The following is a 22,293-nucleotide window of genomic DNA, read 5'->3' on the forward strand; positions in this document are numbered from 1 at the left end:
AAAAATCACTGACATAGTATTTTTACCTAGCTGCAAATATATGTTAGTTTCCAACTAGCAGGACTGATTAAGCTTAATCCTATGGGCTTTTCTAGCTTTTCAAACTAGAAGTAGCACATTATTCAAATAAGCATCAATAAACGCTCAAAATACTTTGCCATAGGCGCTGAAAAGTATCTACCACAACTTATATATGTATGAGAGAGCGCCTAGTAGACTCAGCTACCATAACCAGGGACTCTCGCATGAATATCAATCCATCTGAATCTATCTTAGATTTGGCACAGCCGTCTTGTCACTATTTTCAAGTCAATACGGATATAGAAAATCAGAATAATCAACAGTTTTTTTGCAGCATCTACAATTTTGTGCAGGCATCTATATTTGTGGTTGATGTTCTAGAGGATGGTAACTTTCGGTATCTAGGAATCAATCCAATTCATGAGCGCTGGATCGGTATGAGTTCAGAGGAGCTACAAGGTAAAACACCAGAAGAGGTGTTTTCACCAGCAGATGCAGCGAAGGTGCGTCAGCATTATGCAGAGTGTATACGTTTTGGTAAAACTATTTCCTATGAAGAATGCTTAAAATTTCAAGGAATTTCCACATGGTGGAGTACAACTTTAACTCCATTATCGGATGGAAGTTCACGTATTTACCGCTTGATTGGCACTAGTACTAATATTAGCGATCGCAAGCGGGCAGAAGAAGCACTCAACCGTCAAGCCGAAAGAGAAAAGCTATTAGGAAACATTGCCCAAAGAATTCGCGCATCTTTGGATTTGGATGCGATCCTCAATCAGACAGTTGTGGAACTGCGACGATTTTTGATTAGCGATCGCGTGTTAATTTATCGCTTCCAGACTAATGGTAATGGAGTCATAGTTGCAGAATCAACTATTGCCCTTGGTAGTCCACTGTTGGGAACAAATATTCCAGCCAGCTGCTTTACCGAAAGACACTTAGAACGTTACAAGCGTGGTTGTATTCAAATTGTGGAAGACATTCATGCAGCAGGATTACACCCCTGTCAAATAGATATTTTGGCTTCTTTGCAGGTGAGAGCTAATTTGGTAGTGCCAATTGTGTTTCAGCAAGATTTATGGGGGCTATTAATTGCCCAGCACTGCTGGGAGCCACGACAATGGCAGCAAACAGAAATCGATTTGCTAGAGCAATTAGCGACTCAAATTGGAATTGCCACCCAACAAGCAAAACTACATCAGCAGGTACAAACTCTGCAAGCCCAACTGAGATTGCAACAGCAAACTCTCCAAGTGCAAAGCTTAATGCAACGTCTGAGCGAACAAATCCGTGACAATCTAGACATAGACAGAATTTTAAAAACAGCGACTGAGGAATTGGGACGAATATTACAAGTTGAGCGATGCCAAATCGAACTGTACAACACCACCTACACCCTTACTACTGTTGCTTACGAATACACAACTACTCCTCCTCTTTGCCAGGGAGCAATTAGAGTAATTGAAGACTTTCCAGAACTGTATCAGCCACTCTTGCAAAAACAACCCTTGCAATTCGAGAAAATTATCCGGGATTGGAATCCCAGGTTAGTTGTAGTCACACAGCTGGCTTGTCCAATTTTTGATGGGCAAGGAGTGATGGGAAATATCTGGCTGACTAGGGCAACAGAAAAAGAGTTTGCGGAATGGGAAGTCAATCTAGTGCAGCAGATCGCAAATCAATGTGCGATCGCTATTTGTCAATCTCGTCTTTGCCAACAAGCCACGACACGGGTAACAGAAGTAGAAAAACTCGAAAACCTCAAACACGAATTCCTGAGAACTCTTTCTCATGAACTGCGAACACCAATTACAAGTATTTGCCTTGCTGTTCAGACACTTGATAGTGTCATTAAACAAGAAAAAATATTGGACATAGAGCTAGTATCACAGCTTTTGCAGATTCTCCAGAGTGAATGCGGGCGCGAAAGCAAATTAATTAATGATCTGCTAACGCTTACGTATCTAGAAGCCGAAATCGAACCTCTAACTTTAATAGCGATCGACTTGCAATCTTGGCTTCCTCCGATTGTTGAATCTTTTCGAGAACTCACCGCCTGTCGCGAACAGCACTTAATTTTAGATATAGCTAGTGAACTTCCTTGTCTAGAAACAGATATTACCGATCTAGAACGTATTATCACAGAACTTATAAATAACGCCTGTAAATATACACCTGCTGGTGGTTCCATAACTATTGCTGCTTCTGCCACAGCAGAAAGTGTGCAGATTAGGGTCACTAATTATGGCATTGAAATCGCAACCAATCAACTCTCACGGATTTTCGATCCGTTTTATCGCATTCCTCACAACGATCCGTGGCAACACACAGGTACAGGGATGGGATTGGCATTAGTACAGAAGTTAGTCAAACATTTAAAAGCCTCAATTTGTGTAGAAAGTAAAGCAGCTTTTACTACCTTCACCCTGATTTTACCCAGAGAAATTTCAGGATCATAAATAATTATTAGCAAGTTTTTATATCAAGTTCGCCTCATCAATTCTAATTCAGTGCATCTGTGCAAACACTGCAAAATCTTCTTTCCCCCCTGCTCCCCTGCCGCCTTTAAGTTTTTCACCGAACACGACTTAAGTGGCTCAAGTTCTAAACATAATTTAATTATTTAACTTTACCTCTAATTAATATTTCGTAAATATACTGTTAACTGCGGTGTAATTTCTAGACTTGACTGTAAGTAGGCAACTAGAATTAAGATTAAATATGTATTTATACATAGGATAATGTAATTTGACAGTCAGATCTCAGACTGAAAACAACCAAAGCAACTAGTAATTAGCTATTTATGGGAAATATTAGTTCTTTACATTTTAATTTTGTATACCAAACATCTAAAACCCAATTTAACTGTAAATTTATAACCAAAGTGCCTAAAAATAAATATTTTAACGGTGGAATGGCACAGCTTTTATCTTTGGCAGTCACCTTAACAGTTTTAAACACCGGACAAGTATTAGCACTGCAACGAGGAGATAGCAGTTCTGACGTTACTAATCTTCAAAGATGTTTACAAAGATTAGGATACTTTCAAGGGCCGATCAACGGTAAATTTGGTGGGTTGACTGAAGAAGCTGTCAAAGAATTTCAGCGAGCTAATAACATAGGCACAACCGGCAAAGTAGGCTCGCAAACTCAACAAGCCTTACAAATTGCGTGTCAGAATGAACAGTCATATCAAAGCTATGATTTCAGTAGTAATGGCGATCGCTTTCCCTATAATCTCAATGAAGGGGATGCCGGGCCAGAGGTGTCAGAATTACAGAGAAAATTACAACAATTAGGCTATTTTCGGGGAAATCCCACTGGTTATTTTGGTACTGTAACTACAGAAGCTGTAGTTCTTTTCCAACGAGATAACCAACTCACACCTAGTGGCATTGCCGACGCTCAAACCTTAGCAAAACTATCTGGAGCCACGGGAAGTTCAAACCCTCGTTGTTCGAGAAATAGCGGTTATATCTGTTTGGGCGAGAACAGTTCGCGAGTGTCAACTGTGCAGCAACGTTTGCGCGAACTAGGATTTTTTACAGATCAGATCACAGGTTATTACGGTGCCACAACCAGAAATGCTGTAGCGCAATTCCAACGAGATGCTGGGATGTATCCAACTGGAAATGTAGATTTTTCAACTTGGCAAAGATTGGGATTGAGCACAGACAATCTTACTGCAATTCAAAATCCTGCGAAGCCCGCGGCGGTAAATCGCTATGTCGTAGTTGTTCCAATTCGTCGAGCTGATACTCTTCCTAGAGTGCGTAATTACCTCCCCAAAGCTTTTGCAGCTAAATCTAGATTAGGAAATTACGTAAATGCCGGAGCATTTCGCGATCGCTCTGAAGCAGAACAGCATTCTCAATATTTACGTGAACTCGGTTTTGATGCCCGCGTAGAACGGTTTTAGTAAAAGCCTGAGTTTAAGACTCGTTTATGTAGAGAACATAAACGAGATTTCGCTTTTGTAACAGAAACATCCCAATCACCCAGTTGGGTGAAGTTTTATCACTGCTACTTTTTCTAAATGAATATACTACTTGTAAAGTAAAAATAAAGAGTCAATTTTGCGCAATTTAACCGAGGATCTGATTATGCTGATGCGATGGTATAATGAGCCGCCTAATTGGGAGCATCAAGAAGACTTGATTGTTGTAACGTCTGGAGCTAAAACAGATTTTTGGCGTAGAGTTGATTGTGGCTATATTCGCGACAATGGCAACTTCTACTATCAAGAAGTCAAGGGAGATTTTACTGCGCGAGTCAAAATTATCAATCAGTATGAGAATATCTACGGACAAGCAGGACTCATGATTCGAGTCGATGAGAGAACTTGGTTTAAATCTAGCATTGAATTTGTAGACGGGATGCATTTTGTGAGTACAGTGATCACAAATGAGCAATCCGACTGGACAGTTGTGCCATTATTAGACAAGCCTCCTTCGTTGTGGTTGTGTTTACAGCGCGGAGGTAGCAGCATAGAAGTGCAATATTCTATTGATGGTGAAAGTTACACCACTCTCACGACTGCATACCTAACTGAGAAAGAAACAGTGCAGGTAGGGCTGGTGTGCGCATCTCCAGAAAACGAAGGCTGTCAGATAACGTTTCAAAATTTTCAGATTGAAGCAATGAAAGGGGATAGGTAAAGAGATTTTCATGTTTTGGTGTGGGATTTTCCCGCTTTTTTGTTTGAGGAAATCACATAGGTGTCTGAATCGCACTTTATTTTCAATAAAAACGCCAACAAACCTGCCAGCAATTTAGTTATGCACGCATTTACCAGTACAATAACTTGGCATTGCAGGAAGCTAGAGGTTACAAATAATGGCTGAAGCTCAAATTGGAATCATTGGTGGCAGCGGCTTATATAAGATGGATGCCCTCAAAGATGTAGAAGAGGTGCAAATTCAGACACCTTTTGGTTACCCGTCTGATGCTTTAATTATGGGAACTTTGGAGGGAACACGTGTAGCTTTTTTAGCACGTCATAACCGCAATCATACGCTTTTGCCTTCGGAGTTGCCATTTCGCGCTAATATCTATGCGATGAAGCAATTGGGTGTGGAGTATTTAATATCGGCGAGTGCGGTTGGTTCCTTGAAAGAAGAAGTAAAACCTCTGGATATGGTGGTTCCCGATCAATTTATTGATAGAACTAAAAATCGGGTATCTACATTTTTTGGAGAAGGAATTGTTGCTCACATCGCTTTTGGCGATCCAATTTGCCGGAATTTGGCAGGGGTGTTAGCAGATGCGATCGCTTCCCTCAACTTACCAAATGTTAGTCTACATCAAGGCGGTACCTATGTGTGCATGGAAGGGCCAGCATTTTCTACTAAGGCAGAATCAAATCTTTACCGCAGTTGGGGTGCAACGGTAATCGGGATGACGAATTTACCAGAGGCAAAACTAGCACGGGAGGCAGAAATTGCCTATGCAACCTTAGCCCTAGCAACAGATTATGATTGCTGGCATTCCGATCATGACAGTGTGACAGTAGATATGGTAGTAAGTAATTTACAGCGTAATGCCGTAAATGCACAAAAAGTAATTCAAGAAACCGTGCGGCGTCTGAGTGAAAATCCACCCCCTAGTACAGCTCATTCAGCTTTGAAGTATGCAATTTTGACGCCGTTAGATAAAGTTCCGGCGGCAACAAAGGAGAAGTTAGGGCTGATATTGAAGAAGTATATTTAATTAGTAGCGTGTCGTCAAAGGCAATCCGCCAAGATACGCCACTTCAGGTATTTTTGATATGCGTAATCGTGCCAATGAGTTATTAAAGTCCTTAGTATACTCAAGCACATTACTAAACCGAAGAAAGCGAGCATTGATAGGGAAAAGGTTATAGGTTACACAACAGGAGTGGGAGAGCGGGGGAGGAAGAAATAGGGAAGATGGGGAAGAATTTACTCTTACACTTCCTCGCCTCCCTCACCTCCTTGTCCCCTTTTCCCTTTTCCCTACTTACACTTCTGCCACCAACTCTTCCTGTTCTTTTTCCACAAACACTTGAACACGGGTACGATACTGTCTCAAAGTCTCATCCACCCAATCGCGATCGTGACTGTTGGCGTACAAATGTACGAGTGGTTCGCTAGCATCTGGTAAGACTAGCACCCAACTGTCATCGTGAGGTTGACAGATTTTTACCCCATCTATTAATTCTAGGCTTTGGGCGGGATGAGTTTCCACTAAGTAGCGCATCAGTGCTCCTTTGGCTGTCCAAGGGCAACGAATTGTGTGAGATTTGTGAATCACACGTGGTAACTCCGATCGCACAGAAGCAAGCGATCGCTCTTGAATTGTCAGCATTTCAATAATCTTGGCAATGCAGAACATTGAGTCAAACCCTGGATGCAGTTGCGGGAAAATGAAACCTGTGTCTGCACTACCTCCCAAAACTACATTCGTAGTTTTATAACTGGTTTCCATCAATGCTGTAGGGTTGGCTTTGGTGCGAATCACTCTGCCATCGTGGCGACGGGCAATTTGTTCTACAGCACTAGATGCGTGTACGGGTACAACTACTGTTCCTCTGGGATTAGAGGTTAACATCATGTCTACCATTAGTGCTGTTAGCATTTCGCCGCGAATCGGGATGCCAGATTCATCAACTAAAATCAGTTGTTCGCCGTTTGCCGATACTTGAACACCAAAGTTAGCCTTTAATGCCTCCACCACTTGACCCAATTGTGCTAGTAGTGCTTCGCGATCTGTAGTAGAGACTGCAGTTTTATTGAGACTAGCATTGAGTACCACCGCATCTGCCCCATACTTATCTAACATTTGCGGTAGCACGGCACCAGAGACGGCGTAAACGTAGTCTATTACTACTTTTGCTCGGCTATTACGAAGTGTATCTATGTGTAACAGCTTTTCAAAGGCAGTGCAATAAATGTCAACGACTTGGCTGGGATAGGCAACATCACCAATTTCATGAATTAGCGATCGCCGCATATCTTCTTTGAAGTAAGCTCCTTCAATTTTCTTTTCTTGGGCTTTGGAAATATTAATGCCCTTAGCATCCAAAAATTCGATCAAAATGTAATCTGGGCGATCGGGATGTACTCGCACGTGGATACCGCCAGCTACTCCCATCGTTGGTATAACTGTACGTGCTATGGGGATAGCTGTAGCATCCAGGTTTTGGATATTAACACCCACAGACATCAAACCGGCAATTAGCGATCGGGTAACCATCCGAGAGATATTTCGTTGATCGCGCGAAACTGTGACTTTAGAACCGGGTTTCAAAGTGGAACCATAAGCAGCGCCCAACTTCACCGCAAATTCTGGGGTAATATCAATATTTGCCAACCCTTGTACACCCCGTTGTCCAAACAAGTTGCGTTGAGCGGTGTTACCCCAAATTAAGTTAATATTTAGAATCGCCCCCGATTCAATCTTTTTACTTGGCCAAACCCTTACGCCGGGACTAATTTGGGCTTCTTCTCCTACGGTTGAAAGTGAACCGACTACAGCAGCTTCTAATACATGAGCGCGACGATCTACACGGGTACCACGAGAAATCACACAAGCCGACAAATGTGCCTCATCGCCTATAATTGCTCCATTCCAAACAATCGGGCGTTTGAGATTAGCATCAGCGCCGATGGTGACATTATCTCCAATTACGGTTCCTGCTTCAATATTAACTCTGGCACCGATGCGACAATTGTCGCCAATAATGGTAGGAGTTTCAATTACAGCAGAGGGATCTATGTAAGTATTTTGACCAACCCATAAACCTGGAGAAATTTCCTGATAAGGAAAGTCAAGCTTTACTTTGCGATCTAATGCATCATATTGAGCATCTCGATAGGCATCTAAATGACCAACATCGCACCAGTAGCCTTTAGCGATGTAACCATACATTGGCTCGCCTTTTTCTAGCAGTAACGGAAATAAATCTTTAGAGAAGTCAGATTCTTGATTAGCTGGTAAGTACTCTAAAACTTCTGGTTCTAGAATATAAGCGCCGGTGTTAACAGTATCAGAAAATATTTCGCTAGTAGAAGGCTTTTCCAAAAATCGACCAATTCTATCTTCCTCATCAGTAATCACGACCCCAAATTCAATTGGATTGGGAACGCGGGTTAAAATCAGAGTTGCTTTTGATTTTTTTTGTTTGTGAAATTCAATTGCTGCACTCAGATCAAAATCTGTGATGCTATCTCCACTAATTACTAAAAATGTTTCATCCAAAAGTTCGGCAATATTTTTTACGCAGCCAGCAGTACCCAAAGGCTGATCTTCTTCTACAGCGTAAGTAATTTGTACGCCAAAATCATTACCGTCTTGAAAATAATCCCGCAAAGCATCAGGTAAATAATGCAGTGTGGCAATTACTTCTGTAATTTCATGTCGTTTGAGAAGATTGATAATATGTTCGGCAATCGGTCGGTTTAGAATGGGTACCATCGGTTTCGGGAGATCGCAAGTTAGCGGACGAAGTCGCGTTCCCGATCCTCCTGCCATCAGTACTGCTCGCATACAATCCTCCTTAAGCTATTTGCTCCACTTGCTGCGTTAAGACAAATTCAGATAAATTTTTTCTCCTTTCTTTAGTCTCCTACGGATGTTGAAATTTGAGGAACTTCCACAAGAAGCATCTAGGAAGACGTAAGTAAAACTACTCTCCACAGTAGCTTGTCTGGTAGGGGATAAGGGGACAGATCAATTAAAAATTAAAAAGTAAAAATTAAAAATTTTGCTCGGTTGCATTTTTAATTTTCTAACTCCCACTCCCCCACTCACCCACTCTCTAGGGCACTCCCAAGGCACTGCACGGCAGTCCGCACAAGTCGGTAAACCCGCCCCATGCGGCTGCCTCCCCTACTTCTCCCTCTCCCCTCGCTACTCCAGGGAAGGCTGATTTAAACTGGGGTATAGAGGTTTATAAATTCACTGAAATGCCAAACTACGGTGTTCGGCTATGTCTTGTTTATTTTGGTGATGGAATACCACAGTAGTGTGGGAATGCTTAACTCAAATTTTTTTGTGGAGTTAATTGGAATGGGAGATTTAATAGGTATCGTATTGATAGTGGGTTACGCAGCTGGCGTGTGGAAGTTCTGGAGTGGATTTAGAAAAACTAATTTCAACCAAAGCCTTAGCAATCGCCTGAGTTTATCCTTACTGTGGCCTGCTTTGTATATTAGTAATAAATCCTATCGTCAAAACTTTAGAAAGGCTCTCAAAGGTTAAAAGGTTAATTGACAACTTTTAATTATGAGAGTGGAACAGTGAGGCGAGTTTGGTTAATTGGTGGGACTGCCGAAAGTGCTGTATTGGCAAAAGCGATCGCCCACTCTCAAATTCACTGTGTTGTTTCTGTCACCACAGAAGCAGCACGTTTGCTCTACCCAAATGTAGCGACTTTGCAAGTTTGGGTAGGGCATTTAAATTTTACAAACTTTGATGAATTTTTGTATCAACAACAAATTACCGCTGTTTTGGATGCATCCCATCCTTATGCGGTAGAAATATCTCAAGGTGCGATCGCTGTTTGTCAAAAATTACAAATCCCCTACTTACGCTACGAACGCCCGGTTTTGGAAGAGGGGGAGGGAAGGGGAAATATTTATTTAGATAGCTTTAATACTTTAATATGTGGAAATTACTTAGAAAATCAACGAGTGTTATTGACTGTAGGCTATAGGCAATTGCATCTATTTCAACCTTGGCAGGGCAAAGCAGCTTTGTTTGCAAGGCTACTTCCTTCTGGGACAGCCTTAGAAGCAGCTTTCAAGGCAGGATTTACACCAGATCGAATAATTTGCTTGCGTCCTCCCATCTCAATAGATTTAGAAAAGGCACTATGGCGACAGTGGAACATTTCTCTAGTTGTCACTAAATCGTCAGGAAAAGCAGGAGGAGAGGACGTCAAGCAAAAAGTTGCAGCAGAGTTAGGTGTGTCGTTAGTAGTGATTAATCGCCCGGAGATTACTTATCCGCAGCAAACTAGCGATTTAGCAGTGGCATTAGAGTTTTGCTGTAAGCACGTACTTTGTACTTGAGACAGTAATCGTAATTACCTTCTTTTTCCATTGGTAAGGATATTGATAGCTGCACCAGCTGCTGCACCATCTACTGCACTACCAGCAGTGTCTCTACCTCCGTTAAGAATTGCACCAGCAGCAGCACCAGCAGCCGCCCCTACACCGATATCTTGACCAATATTACGGTATTGGCGGTTTTTAGGTTGGCGTCTAGTACCATGAACTGCATTGACAGCAGCACCAGCAGCCGCGCCTTTGGCGGCATTTCTGATTACATTACCACGCCCTCTAATCGCACCAGATACAATACCAGCACCGGCTCCGATCGCGGTATCTTGTAGGATGTATTCATCAGCAGATGCAGGTTGAGCGGGAAATAAGCTAACACCCATTAAGCTGGCAGCCATCAGGTTAGGTATGAGTGCGCGTTTGAAAATCTTATTCATAGATGTACGTTCCTCAACTAATTTACCCAATCAGAGGACAGTCAATGTTGAAACTATGTTGCTTTGTCCTACGGTTTTACAAAGGTAACAGCAAAGTTTCCTGAGTGATACTACTCTATATTACTTGTAGTATGCTATTATGCCATCACCCATTTGGGCTAAACACATAGCCTGATTTTTAGAATCTGGAATCGCTCAAAAGTTCCAATTATGTCTAATGGATGAGCAAAAGTGCATTCCCTCTATTGCTTTGGTGTTTAGGTTTCAGACTCATCAAAAAGCCTGAATCCACTCTTTGATTGTGTATTCAGTCCAAACACCGTTTTTCCAGTAGGGATCATTTTCTACTAATTGGCGCACTGTATCTTCGTCTGGAGCTTCGTAAATGCCAAAAACTTTAGTTAAATCTTGGGTGGGGCCAATAGTAATTAATACACCAGATTCTTTCTGTTTTGCCAATCCATCTAAATGTGCTTGGCGATAAGGAGCACGTTTTTCAACTACATCTGCGCAGTAAGTTCCCCACATTATGTATTTTGGCATGGTTAATGGTTAATGGTTAATGGTTAATGGCTAATGGCTAATGATTAATAGCAACGAACAATTAACTATTAACTATTAGCTATTAGCATTCTGATTAACTTCTCAAAGAAACGCCAAATTTCTCGACTAGCGTATCGCGGACTTTTTGATGCACGGGTTCTACTTCTGCATCAGTGAGAGTGCGATCGCTTGCTCGATAGATTAAGCGGAATGCTAAACTTCGTTGCCCTTGAGGAACGTGCTCGCCGCGATATTCATCAAACAATTCCACAGACTCTAGCAAACCTTTAGCAACTTTGGTAATAACTTTTTCAATCTCTGCTACTGTCACTTTCACTGGTGCGAAAAAGGCAATGTCTCTGTCAGTAGCGGGATAAGTGGAATAAGGCTTGAAAGTGGGAACAAGAATATCATCTTGATCCAGTGCATCCAACAACACATTTATATCCAACTGGAAGATATAAATTGCTTCTGGTAAGTTTTTTTCTCGCTGTAATTGAGGATGCAGTTGTCCAAACACACCGAGTCTAGAGCCTCTAAGCCATAGGGAAGCGGTACGCCCTGGGTGTAAGCGGCGATCGCGGCAATCGGGTTGATATTCCACCTGCAAGCCCATGAGTTGAAATACGCTTTCGAGTATGCCTTTGGCTTCAAACCATGTCATGGGTTGTTCGCGCCCGCTTCTAATCCATTTGCTGGATGCAGGATCACCTCCCATAATTCCGGCTATGGCGTCTGCCTCTTGCAACCCATTTTCTTCTTGCCAAAAAATACGCCCAATTTCAAAACCATTTAGAGAACCGTTTCCTTGCTCTAAATTGTATTGAAAAGCATCTATCAACCCGGAAATTAAATCGGTTCTTAACGCTGAATATTCAACAAATAAAGGGTTTGCTAGCACTATTTGTCTATCTTCTCCCGGTTTTACCAAGGAGTAGTGCATTAATTCTGTCAAACCTTTGGCTCGAAAGGCAGCGCGTAATTTGCGCAACATTTCTTGTTCAAAAGGTAAATATCCTGCTTCTGACTTTTCTGGCAGAGTATCACAGAAGCGATCGTAACCGTAGAGGCGGGCGATTTCTTCAATCAAATCAATTTCCCGTTCTAAATCCCGATAACGATAGGGCGGTACTGTTACCATCCAAGTGCGCTCTTCCATAGGAGTGAGCTGGCACGAGAGTGCAGTGAGGATGCGCTCCACATCCTCGCTTTGTAATTCTCCGTTTTTTTCTCCTAAATCAATAGGCCCCAACACCTGATTCACTCGATCTAAACGCAATTCTATCGAACGTGTCCAAGTCGATGGATCGGGGCGGGTATCGGCTATTTCCTGAGTCACAAGCTTTCCAAAAGCCAGTTCCGTCATCAGAAATAAGGCGCGGCGTGTAGCTATTTCTAATCCAGCGCTATTTACACCACGTTCGTATCGAGATGAAGACTCGCTTCTTAATCCTGCACTCCGGGAAGAACGGCGAATGGCTACGGAATCAAATAGTGCAGCTTCTAATACTAGGTTTTGCGTACCTTCATGGACTTCAGTTTCTTCTCCGCCCATTACTCCTGCCAAAGCAACGGGTTTATCGTTGGCAGTAATTAATAAATTTTGGGTGGAGAGGGTGCGAGTTTGTCCGTCTAGGGTTTTCAGGGATTCTCCTGCATTGGCAAAGCGGACACCAATAGTTAATTTTTCGCCTCCAGCGATTGATTGTAAGCGATCGCTATCAAAGGCGTGCAGTGGTTGTCCCCATTCCAATAGTACGTAGTTAGTAATATCTACTACATTGTTAATCGGTCGTACTCCCGCAGCCCGTAACCGCTGTTGCAGCCACTCCGGAGAAGGAGCAATTTTGACTTGTTCAATTACTGTACCAATATAAGCAGGGCAAGCTTGCGTATCAGCTATTTTAATTGCTAAATTTCCCGCCCCTTGGGGAACCGATACTTCACCAGGTTCGGGAATAGTCAGTTTTGCACCTGTGAGGGCTGCTACTTCTCGTGCAATGCCCACCATACTCAAAGCATCAGCGCGGTTAGCAGTAGCAGTCACATCTAAAATCACATCATCTAAACCCAACAGCGATCGCACATCACTACCCAGTTGTAAATTTTCCTGGGTAAAAATATGAATTCCGTCTACATCGCTAGGCAAACCCAGTTCTTTTAAAGAACAAATCATGCCATTCGACGGCACACCACGCAGTTTTGCAGGTTTAATTTTTAAATCGATGTTTGGTAGGTAAGTGCCTACAGTTGCCACTGGTACATAAATATCTGCCCGAACGTTGGGAGCACCGCAGACTATATTTAAAGTCTCGCCTGTACCGATATCAACTTGGCAAACACTTAATTTATCAGCATTGGGGTGGGGTTGGCGCTCAAGCACTCTTCCCACAACAACACCATCTGCCCAAGTGCGGCGATCTTCAATATCTTCTACTTCAAACCCCGCCATTGTCAGAGTTTCTGCTAAATCTTCCGGGCTAAGTTTTACCTCGACTAGTTCCCGCAGCCATTTAATAGAAATACGCATGGAATGTGTGCTTGTGCGAAATCAGAGCTGAAATCAAATGCAATGACTATTCTAGAACTAATCGCTGAAGTTCCTCATCAAATACAACAAGCAATATCATCCATTCTCCCCCTCGCTAGTGGATTAGTTGAAAATGCCACCAATTTAGAGTAATTCACATTTGACTTCTTAGAAAAGTCGGGGTTATACTTCAACCGCCAATTCAAGAATCGCTAAACTGCTCAATTATCCCGCCACCTAAAACTTTTTCCCCTTCATACCACACCGCCGCTTGTCCGGGGGTGATGCTAAATTGAGGTTCATCGAATACAATCCGCACGCGGGAGTTCTCTAAAGGAATTACCGTTACTGGTACGGGATGGGAACGATAACGAATTTGGACTTCCGCACGAATCGGGCTTGTGGGTTCAGCCATAGATACCCAATTCACCCGATGCACCGTACATTCTGGCTGCGTTGCCTTGGTGCGATCGCCCACAATCACCTTGTTGTTAACTGCATCTAAAGCAATCACATACAACGGTTCGGCAGCAGCGATCCCCAAACCTTTACGCTGTCCAATCGTGTAATGGTGGACACCATCATGCTGTCCCAAAACTTTGCCATCGGTGTCAACGATATCACCAGTTTTGGGAGCCAGATATTTATCCAAGAATTGTCGCATTGAGCCATTAGCTTCAACTAAACATAAATCTTGGCTTTCGGGTTTATCAGCAGTCTTGAGATTGTATTCACTAGCTATGCGGCGAGTCTCGCTTTTTTGCATCTCACCCAGAGGAAATACAGAACCAGCTAGTAAATCCTGAGACAAGTCATAGAGAAAATAAGACTGGTCTTTATTGCGATCAACAGCCCGCAACAGTTCGTAACGTTTGGTTTCTTCGCTATAACGAATTCGGGCATAATGACCAGTAGCAATGCGATCGCACCCTAAATTTTCGCGGGCATATTGCAACATCGGCCCGAATTTCACAGTTTTATTGCACTGCGAGCAAGGTAAAGGCGTGATGCCAGCACTGTAACCGCTAACGAGATAATCAACGATATTTGTTTGAAAGACTTCTCGAATATCAACAACGTGATGGGAAATGCCTAGCTGCTCACAAATAAAAGCTGCATCAATCATACCTTCAGAGCAACACTGACCCTTGCCTTTCATCAGCCAAAGGGTCAAACCAATCACTTCATAGCCTTGATTGTGCAAAATTGCGGCAGCGGTGGAACTGTCAACGCCGCCAGAAAGTCCAACAACGACTTTTTTCATCTCAGTAAATATTGCTAGGCGACTAGTTTATAAGTTAACACTGTGTAATTACTATGACAGGTAATTTACTGACTACGTACAAAAGTGTCTGTGCTATTACCAGCAATTAAAATTCCCGACTGATAAAAGACTTCAGCCTTTAGCCTGAAATTGATTTCAGGTTCAAGGGGGGATTTTGACAACAACTTGGTTTCTGTAAAAAATTTTCTATCAACTTTTGCTTGCTAATATGTCGAATGTATCACTAATTCAACTTATAGCATTTGATCGCTTTGCCCAACCATCTTTAATTCTCCATGCTGTGTTGGGATCTTTTTTAGCAAACATATTCCATTCTCTCCCTACAGCAGCGCAAATTCCGATGAGAAGAGAATTATTGGCGCAACAGCCAGCAGTTTATGATGGATTACCACCACAACCGCCTCTGCCATTTGTTCCAGCAACTAACCAAGCATTACCGCCACCGCAGATAAACAATGGAAATTATTCTATTTTCCAACAAAACGCTTCTCCTCCAGTGTATATACACGGTCAAGAATATCCGCAGTACCAAGTTGTGCCCTCTCCTTTAAGTAGACAGAATAGCCAAAATTTCGAGCGCTACTTAGTTTACGTAGATAGCAATAATCCTCAAACCCTCCAACAAATACGTCTGATTGAACCCGCAGCCTATATGCGGAACTTTCAAGGACGCTCCGTAATTCAAGTCGGTATATTTAACAAAGCATCTAACGCTCAACAGCGCGTCCAGCAACTAGCAGCTTCTGGTATAAATCAAGGACGAATTGCTAGCTTTGCTAACGGACAGGAGACTCCGAGTAACTTGAATATCAAAAATTCTCAAACAGCAAATTCTAAATATTACTACGTAGCCATTCCCGCCAGTGCACAAGATATACCTTCTATTACCAATCAAATTCGCAGTAATATTGTACAAAGACCAACCATTAGTACTAGAAACCAACCGCGTGGTTCGCACGTAGCAGTTGGCCCTTTTAAAGACAGAACGCAGGCGGAACAATGGAGCCGCTATTTGCAAAGTTTAGGATTTGGTAATGCCAGGGTTTACTACGGAAGATAGAAAATTGAGATTTTGGCTTTGGGGTTTGGGATTTTAGATTAATCTAAAATTTGAACTCCCAAATCCAAAACTGACTGATGAACAGGCAAGAACAAATTTCGCAAATTGTAGTCACAGCACAACAGATGCGTGACATCGAAGCGCGTATCTTTGCAGCAGGAATGCCTGTAGCGGCTTTGATGGAAAAAGTGGCAGGACTTATTGCCAGTCGCATTCAGACACTGTATCTTTCAGAAGACACAATCTTAGGAGACGCGGAGAGAGAAAAATTCCCCGCGTCACCGCGTCACCGCGTCACTGCGTCCTCTTCATTTCCGCGTTTAAATAAAATTGGAATTCTCGTCGGCCCCGGTCATAATGGGGGAGATGCTTTAGTAGTTGCTCGTGAATTGCACTTTCAAGGGCTGGAAGTGTGCATCTGGTGCCCATTCTCTAAGCTCAAGGAACTAACTTCACAACATTTACAGTATGCTCAAAGTTTGGGCATTCCATGTTATCAATCAATAGAAGATTTACCAGATTGTGATTTATTGGTCGATGGCTTGTTTGGATTTGGGTTAGAAAGAGAATTAAAAGATTCTGTAGCGAGTGCCATCAATCATTTAAATGATAAATCTGTGCCAATTATCAGTATTGATGTGCCTTCCGGTTTGCATACAGACACTGGCGAAGTCTTGGGAACTGCCATCCGTGCTAGCTACACATTTTGTCTGGGTTTGTGGAAGCTAGGTTTATTGCAAGATCAAGCTTTAGAATACGTTGGTAAAGCCGAGTTAATCGATTTTGATATCCCTTGGGCGGATGTAGAAGCAGTACTGGGAAATCCTCAAGTCAAACGTATTATCAGAGCAACTGCACTTTCCACTTTGCCCTTACCCCGTCCTCCCGTTACTCATAAGTATAAAGAAGGACATTTACTACTCATTTGTGGTTCGCGTCGCTATTCTGGAGGAGCAATTTTAACAGGTTTGGGAGCCAGGGCGAGTGGAGTGGGAATGCTGTCAATTGCCGTGCCAGAGTCTATTAAATCGATCATGGTAAGTCACTTACCAGAAGCTTTGATTGTCGGATGTCCAGAAACCAAAACAGGTGCGATCGCTCAACTGCAATTACCAGAAAACACTGACTTAAGTTCCTTTAGTGCGATCGCTTGTGGCCCTGGATTAACCAAAGATGCCGTCCCTATTGTGCAACAAGTGTTAGAAAGTGCAAATCCTTTAGTTCTCGATGCCGATGGTTTGAATATTCTAGCGGAAATGGGAACTAGTCAAACATTACAAAAAAGAAACGCATTAACAGTACTTACACCCCATACAGGTGAATTCAAGCGATTGTTTCCTGAATTGCCAGATGCCAAGCAAGACAGAATCAAAGCTGTAAGAGCGGCAGCCAAGGAAAGTGGGGCAGTAGTGCTACTAAAAGGAGCAAGAACTGCCATTGCCGATCCCCAAGGCTCAATTTGGATTAATCCCGAAAGTACACCAGCCTTGGCACGAGGTGGTAGTGGTGACGTTTTAACTGGGTTAATGAGTGGATTAATCGCCCAAGCAGTCACACGTCAATTACCAATAGAAAAGATGGTAGCAACTGCTGCTTGGTGGCACGCTCAAGCGGGAATCTTAGCAGCCCAAGAACGGACAGAGTTAGGAGTTGATGCGTTTACACTGACAGAGTATTTAATTAGAGTAATAAGTACTACATTAGAGATTAGCGATCGCTGTTGAGAGCGTGGTACAGTGACTCGATTGTCCACAAGTACCGAAACCGCTAGAATCGTTTTCGCATCTAATGAAAGAAAGAAGGAGATTCTGGTTCAAATTACTAAAATAGAAATATTAATAAATAACAAAATAAGGATGACTTTGTTCATAGCAGTACTACGGTGGGAAAGTATAGTGAACAGAGATGAAATAAGGAGCTATATCTGTTTTTAACCTTTAGCTGGTCTGATTTAAGCAAACCTGGATTAATCACTACTTGAACTAGAGAGGACAAAGGAAATCAAAAGTTAAAAACAAACGATTTACCAAACACGAGCGAAGCTTTGTCAAATAAATTTTTGTGACTAAGCTTCTAGATAGGTAAGCATATAATCTTAAGGTGAATGCATTTCAAGTAATGAAGCCTTTGAGCTTACTAGCTTACGCCCTGAAGTAATGGAGAAGTATCTCTACAATTAAGTAGGACACAGTAGTAATTGATTTCAGATTGCAGAAATTACGATCGGTTGCTCAACTATAAAAAGAAGGTTGCTAATTAGCTCCATGTACAAAAAGAAAGGAGATAAAAATGTTACAAGCCAAACCTGGTGATACTGTGAAAGTTCACTATACAGGCAAATTAGATGATGGTACTGTATTTGATTCCTCTAGTGGTCGAGATCCTTTACAGTTCTCTATTGGTGAAGGGATAGTCATTCCCGGCTTTGAAGAGGCTGTGGTTGGTATGAGTCCGGGAGAATCCAAAACTACAAACATTTCAGCCGAACAAGCTTATGGCCCCTATCGTCCAGAATTGGTGATGATAGTAGAACGGCAACGCATACCAACAGATGTATCCCTTGAGGTTGGACAGCTGCTGCAAATTTCTCAAAGTAGTGGTCAAGCAATTCCAGTTGTTGTCACTAATGTATCAGAAGCTGAAGTGACTCTGGATGCAAATCATCCCCTGGCAGGACAAGAACTGATTTTCGATATCCAGCTAGTTGAGATTAACTGAGTGCGATCGCATTTCCCATCGTACAGACTTAGCGCATAAATAGTAGTAAATACGAGGGTGTGTTATTGTAAGGTGACGCACCCTAATTTTATAGTTTATAATATTACCTAAAAAAGGAAAAAGTTACTTTGATCAATAAAATTTTTTGCGTAAATTCTCTCAATTAATTTCTGTCTTTAATAATATTTAAATATTTTTACAGTATATATATCCAATTGAATTTAAGCAGATAGTATAATTCTGATTTAACCCTCTCTAAAAATATTTTTTAAAATTTAATAATTTTGCCTTTTAACTATTATGTATTTTTAGTTTGTGTAAATAACAGTTATTTAGCTTAATTTTATGGGAAGCATTAAATATAAGAAGTTTTATATTAATATTCCCAGTTGCAATGGAAGACACATTCATCATCAAACCAATACAATCAAGCTCAAATAATTTAGAATCTCAAGCTCAATTAGAGCAACAAAAAGCCATAGCTAGAGTTATAGCTGGCATTCGTAAGTCCCTAGATATAGAAACCATTTTCAAAACGAGTATTACCGATGTTCGCCAACTGCTCAATGCCGATCGCGTTGTAGTATTTCGATTTTTCCCTAATTTAGGATGGGAAGGAGAATTTCTCTTTGAAGACGTAGCCCCAGAATGGAAATCTATCATCGCTGAAGGAGCTCACGCTCATTGCTTCGGTGTGCGGTTTGCCGAACTTTATCAGCAAGGGCGTATCAATGTCATTTCTGACATTTATCAACAAGATTTTAGCGATTGTTATGTTCAAATATTACAAAGATTTCAAGTCCGCGCCTATATAATTGTACCCTTACTCAAAGGAGAACAACTTTGGGGATTGTTATGCATTCATCAATGCAGCAGCCCTCGTCACTGGCAGAATGCTGAAATAGAATTTGCCAGTCAAATTGCCGAGTATTTAGAAGTCGCATTACAAAAAGCAGATTATCTAGAACAGATAAAAGCACAATCAGCCCAATTAGCACAAGTTGCAGCACGAGAAAGAACAGCACAATGGCAAAAAATTGCAGCCATAACCATTGAGAAAATTCGTCAGTCTCTTGATTTAGAAACCATTTTTCGCACAACTACCCAAGAACTTAGGCAACTGCTAACTGCCGATCGCGTTGGTATCTATCGCTTTAATCCAGACTGGAGTGGTGAATTCGTATTTGAATCAGCGGCTGAAGGTTGGATTCCATTAATACAAGCACAGTTACAGCAACCAGAAATACGGAGAAACATTAGCGAATGTAGCGCCAAAGATTTAGCTCGTCCCCCAGTTGTAGATACTTACTTGCAAGATACACAAGGAGGACGCTTCACCAAAGGTGAATTATACCGCATTTGTGATAATATCCATAACGCTGGCTTTAACGACTGTTACCTTCAAGTATTAGAAGCTTATCAAGCAAAAGCTTATGTAATTATCGCCATATATCACCATCAAAAACTCTGGGGCTTGCTAGCAGTCTATCAAAACTCCAAACCTCGAAAGTGGGAAGAAGACGAGATATATTTACTTCTTCAAATCAGTACCCAATTAGGTGTGGCTTTACAGCACGCGGAATTACTAGAGCAAACTCAGCGCCAAAAAGAAGAACTTGCCCACACCCTCAAAGAGTTACAGCAGACTCAGGCACAGTTGATTCAAAGTGAAAAAATGGCAGGTTTAGGACAGTTAGTGGCTGGGGTAGCTCATGAAATTAACAATCCTGTGAATTTTATCGTTGGTAACATTAGCTACGTTGCGGAATACACCGAAAATTTGCTGAAAATGCTGCATCTCTACCAGCAACACTATCCCAACCCCATACCAGAAATTCAAGAACAAGGGGCAGCAATGGAAATAGACTACATCGCAGAAGACTTGCCAACCACTCTTAACTCAATGATGTTAGGTGCAGAGCGCATCTGTGAATTAGTGCTGTCTTTACGCACTTTCTCGCGCCTCGATCATGCGGAGATCAAATCAGTTGACATCCATGAAGGCATCGACAGTACCTTGTTGATTTTGCAACATCGACTGAAAAATCATGCAGATACTGCTGATATTGAGATCTTGAAGGAATATGGTGAATTACCTTTGGTAGAGTGTCACGCCGCGCAACTCAATCAGGTATTTATGAACATTCTTAGTAATGCCATTGATGCCTTAGAAGAGGGACTAGGGACTAGGGACTGGGGACTAGGAAGAGCTTTTCCCGATACCCAATCACCAGTACCCAATCACCAGTACCCAACCCCACAAATCCAGATTCGCACAGAACTTACATCAGATAATTCTATTGTGATTCGCATTCAAGACAATGGGCCGGGCATTCCCGAACAAGTGCGATCGCGCATTTTTGATCCCTTCTTCACCACCAAAGAACCCGGTAAAGGTACAGGTTTAGGACTATCAATTAGCTACCAAATTATCGTCGAAAAACACGGCGGACAAATTAAATGTTTTTCTGAACCTGGTAAAGGCAGCGAATTTTGGATTGAAATTCCGATCGCGCGATCGTTTTGTGCGCTCATTTAGTTAGCGATCAGTTATCAGCGAAAAGTAATAGGGTTGGCATTGCCTACTAATAGCAAGATATAGTAGGCAATGTTACTTTTATTTGTGCTCTTTAGGTCATTTACGTAAGGGAGATACAGTATGAATGAGGAAGACGAGCAGGAATTTGCTCTATACCTTGATGATTCTGGAAGTGCAAAACCAGATCCGAACGATCAATATCCTTTCTTTGCTATGGGCGGTGTTTTAATTAAGAGAGGTGACGAGAATCTCATTAAAACATTATTAACAGACTTGAAAAACCGTTGGAATATTCCTCAAGAAATACCTTTACATGGCAATGAAATACGTTCTCGAAAAAAGCGCTTTGCCTGGATAGGAAAACTTCCACAAGAAGAGCAAAATCGCTTTATGGAAGACCTTACAATCACCATTATTAGTTGTCCTATCATTGTTCACGCTTGCGTTGTCTCTCGCCATGGATATCTTAAACGCTACTTGGAACTTTACGGCGAGAATACTTGGGAGATGATGAAAAGTGCTTTCACAATTTTGGTGGAACGAGCAGCTAAGTATGCAGCCCTCAAAAACGGGACATTAATGGTCTATTTTGAGTCAGCAGGGAAAACTGAAGACAAACTGATTAAGCAATACTTTTATGATTTGCGCTCAGTAGGACATCCTTTTGATGCCAACCGTGCTGATAAATACTTTCCTTTGTCAGCTGCTGATTTGTCTGGACTACTACGCGGTATCGATAGCAAGACAAAAAATAATCCTGTAATGCAAATAGCTGACCTATGCTTGTACCCTGTCGTCCGAAGCAAAGACAGCACCAACAATCAAGCTTTTCTATCCCTGAGGAAAGCCAATTTACTTGTAGATTGTTGTTTAGCTTGTAATCAGATTAGTACTATTGGAATTAAATACTACTGTTTCGATGACTAATACAAACAACAAAACCGCTTTGCAGCGGTTTATGATGCGGCGGTCATACGACCACCCCTAGGCCTTGCCTGACCTTATACTATCTCATGTTTGGCTATAATGTCAATTTTAAGCAAGTAAGTAATTGTATTAGAAATAGAAGAGCCAGCATAGCTATGAAAATGATATTCAAACAAAAAAAGCTTGCTTGGCGGAACATCATATA

At 41.9% G+C, this 22,293-nt stretch carries 16 protein-coding genes; 11 read left to right on the top strand and 5 right to left on the bottom strand.

Translation table 11 applies throughout. The features are described from left to right. Positions 1-245: 245 nt before the first annotated feature. The 4 genes from UYC_RS0115845 (at position 246) to UYC_RS0115860 (ending at position 5,733) form a co-directional block, all read left to right on the top strand. Entirely contained in the window at positions 246-2,483 is a 2,238-nt protein-coding gene (locus tag UYC_RS0115845; RefSeq protein WP_016872627.1) for a sensor histidine kinase, read from the top strand. Positions 2,484-2,908: 425 nt separating this feature from the next. After that, positions 2,909-3,943 (top strand): peptidoglycan-binding domain-containing protein, encoded by a 1,035-nt coding sequence (locus tag UYC_RS0115850; RefSeq protein WP_235082853.1) that lies wholly within the window; start codon positions 2,909-2,911, stop codon positions 3,941-3,943. A gap of 184 nt (positions 3,944-4,127) precedes the next feature. After that, positions 4,128-4,682, top strand: a complete 555-nt coding sequence (locus tag UYC_RS0115855; RefSeq protein WP_016872625.1) for a DUF1349 domain-containing protein — start codon at positions 4,128-4,130, stop codon at positions 4,680-4,682. Between the two features lie 178 nt (positions 4,683-4,860). Beyond that, a complete protein-coding gene (locus UYC_RS0115860) occupies positions 4,861-5,733 on the top strand; it encodes an S-methyl-5'-thioadenosine phosphorylase (RefSeq protein WP_016872624.1) in 873 nt (290 codons plus the stop codon). A gap of 270 nt (positions 5,734-6,003) precedes the next feature. Here the strand turns inward: UYC_RS0115860 and UYC_RS0115865 are convergent, their stop codons facing one another. Further along, on the bottom strand, positions 6,004-8,532 hold the full coding sequence (locus tag UYC_RS0115865; RefSeq protein WP_016872623.1) for a mannose-1-phosphate guanyltransferase: 2,529 nt from the start codon (positions 8,530-8,532) through the stop codon (positions 6,004-6,006). Between the two features lie 486 nt (positions 8,533-9,018). Between UYC_RS0115865 and UYC_RS0115870 the strand changes: the two genes are divergently transcribed. Beyond that, positions 9,019-9,246: a hypothetical protein gene (locus UYC_RS0115870; protein WP_016879568.1), complete on the top strand. Its 228-nt coding sequence runs from the start codon at positions 9,019-9,021 to the stop codon at positions 9,244-9,246. A 38-nt stretch (positions 9,247-9,284) separates the two neighbouring features. Next, positions 9,285-10,058 (top strand): cobalt-precorrin-6A reductase, encoded by a 774-nt coding sequence (locus UYC_RS0115875; protein ID WP_016872621.1) that lies wholly within the window; start codon positions 9,285-9,287, stop codon positions 10,056-10,058. Positions 10,059-10,072: 14 nt separating this feature from the next. On the opposite strand, the gene UYC_RS0115880 is transcribed toward UYC_RS0115875, so the two are convergent. The 4 genes from UYC_RS0115880 to mnmA form a co-directional block, all read right to left on the bottom strand. After that, complete coding sequence (locus UYC_RS0115880) at positions 10,073-10,486, bottom strand: hypothetical protein (RefSeq protein ID WP_016872620.1); 414 nt, start codon at positions 10,484-10,486, stop codon at positions 10,073-10,075. 273 nt (positions 10,487-10,759) lie between these two features. Next, entirely contained in the window at positions 10,760-11,029 is a 270-nt protein-coding gene (locus UYC_RS0115885; RefSeq protein WP_026087307.1) for a YciI family protein, read from the bottom strand. A 94-nt stretch (positions 11,030-11,123) separates the two neighbouring features. Next, the gene (gene pheT, locus UYC_RS0115890; protein WP_016872618.1) at positions 11,124-13,559 is read right to left on the bottom strand and encodes a phenylalanine--tRNA ligase subunit beta; all 2,436 of its coding nucleotides are present in this window, start codon (positions 13,557-13,559) and stop codon (positions 11,124-11,126) included. 202 nt (positions 13,560-13,761) lie between these two features. Beyond that, positions 13,762-14,823: a tRNA 2-thiouridine(34) synthase MnmA gene (gene mnmA / locus UYC_RS0115900; RefSeq protein ID WP_016872616.1), complete on the bottom strand. Its 1,062-nt coding sequence runs from the start codon at positions 14,821-14,823 to the stop codon at positions 13,762-13,764. Positions 14,824-15,052: 229 nt separating this feature from the next. Between mnmA and UYC_RS0115905 the strand changes: the two genes are divergently transcribed. The 5 genes from UYC_RS0115905 (at position 15,053) to UYC_RS0115925 (ending at position 22,088) form a co-directional block, all read left to right on the top strand. After that, positions 15,053-15,904, top strand: coding sequence for a hypothetical protein (locus UYC_RS0115905; protein WP_016872615.1), 852 nt, complete (start codon positions 15,053-15,055; stop codon positions 15,902-15,904). 77 nt (positions 15,905-15,981) lie between these two features. Then, positions 15,982-17,628 carry a bifunctional ADP-dependent NAD(P)H-hydrate dehydratase/NAD(P)H-hydrate epimerase gene (locus UYC_RS0115910; protein ID WP_016872614.1) on the top strand — a complete coding sequence of 549 codons (1,647 nt, stop codon included), beginning with the start codon at positions 15,982-15,984 and terminating at the stop codon, positions 17,626-17,628. 565 nt (positions 17,629-18,193) lie between these two features. Next, on the top strand, positions 18,194-18,622 hold the full coding sequence (locus tag UYC_RS0115915; protein WP_016872613.1) for an FKBP-type peptidyl-prolyl cis-trans isomerase: 429 nt from the start codon (positions 18,194-18,196) through the stop codon (positions 18,620-18,622). A 394-nt stretch (positions 18,623-19,016) separates the two neighbouring features. Continuing rightward, positions 19,017-21,161 (top strand): GAF domain-containing sensor histidine kinase, encoded by a 2,145-nt coding sequence (locus tag UYC_RS0115920; protein WP_016872612.1) that lies wholly within the window; start codon positions 19,017-19,019, stop codon positions 21,159-21,161. A gap of 120 nt (positions 21,162-21,281) precedes the next feature. Further along, positions 21,282-22,088, top strand: coding sequence for a DUF3800 domain-containing protein (locus UYC_RS0115925; protein ID WP_016872611.1), 807 nt, complete (start codon positions 21,282-21,284; stop codon positions 22,086-22,088). Positions 22,089-22,293 lie beyond the last annotated feature (205 nt).

The organism is Chlorogloeopsis fritschii PCC 6912 (assembly GCF_000317285.1).
Taxonomy (GTDB): domain Bacteria; phylum Cyanobacteriota; class Cyanobacteriia; order Cyanobacteriales; family Nostocaceae; genus Chlorogloeopsis; species Chlorogloeopsis fritschii.

What these genes read in the sequence shown, in the direction of transcription:
- UYC_RS0115845 (WP_016872627.1), top strand. Translation starts at nt 246, where the DNA reads ATGAATATCAATCCATCTGAATCTATCTTAGATTTGGCACAGCCGTCT.
- UYC_RS0115855 (WP_016872625.1), top strand. Translation starts at nt 4,128, where the DNA reads ATGCTGATGCGATGGTATAATGAGCCGCCTAATTGGGAGCATCAAGAA.
- UYC_RS0115860 (WP_016872624.1), top strand. Translation starts at nt 4,861, where the DNA reads ATGGCTGAAGCTCAAATTGGAATCATTGGTGGCAGCGGCTTATATAAG.
- UYC_RS0115865 (WP_016872623.1), bottom strand. Translation starts at nt 8,532, where the DNA reads ATGCGAGCAGTACTGATGGCAGGAGGATCGGGAACGCGACTTCGTCCG.
- UYC_RS0115870 (WP_016879568.1), top strand. Translation starts at nt 9,019, where the DNA reads ATGCTTAACTCAAATTTTTTTGTGGAGTTAATTGGAATGGGAGATTTA.
- UYC_RS0115880 (WP_016872620.1), bottom strand. Translation starts at nt 10,486, where the DNA reads ATGAATAAGATTTTCAAACGCGCACTCATACCTAACCTGATGGCTGCC.
- UYC_RS0115885 (WP_026087307.1), bottom strand. Translation starts at nt 11,029, where the DNA reads ATGCCAAAATACATAATGTGGGGAACTTACTGCGCAGATGTAGTTGAA.
- pheT (WP_016872618.1), bottom strand. Translation starts at nt 13,559, where the DNA reads ATGCGTATTTCTATTAAATGGCTGCGGGAACTAGTCGAGGTAAAACTT.
- mnmA (WP_016872616.1), bottom strand. Translation starts at nt 14,823, where the DNA reads ATGAAAAAAGTCGTTGTTGGACTTTCTGGCGGCGTTGACAGTTCCACC.
- UYC_RS0115905 (WP_016872615.1), top strand. Translation starts at nt 15,053, where the DNA reads ATGTCGAATGTATCACTAATTCAACTTATAGCATTTGATCGCTTTGCC.
- UYC_RS0115910 (WP_016872614.1), top strand. Translation starts at nt 15,982, where the DNA reads ATGAACAGGCAAGAACAAATTTCGCAAATTGTAGTCACAGCACAACAG.
- UYC_RS0115915 (WP_016872613.1), top strand. Translation starts at nt 18,194, where the DNA reads ATGTTACAAGCCAAACCTGGTGATACTGTGAAAGTTCACTATACAGGC.
- UYC_RS0115920 (WP_016872612.1), top strand. Translation starts at nt 19,017, where the DNA reads ATGGAAGACACATTCATCATCAAACCAATACAATCAAGCTCAAATAAT.
- UYC_RS0115925 (WP_016872611.1), top strand. Translation starts at nt 21,282, where the DNA reads ATGAATGAGGAAGACGAGCAGGAATTTGCTCTATACCTTGATGATTCT.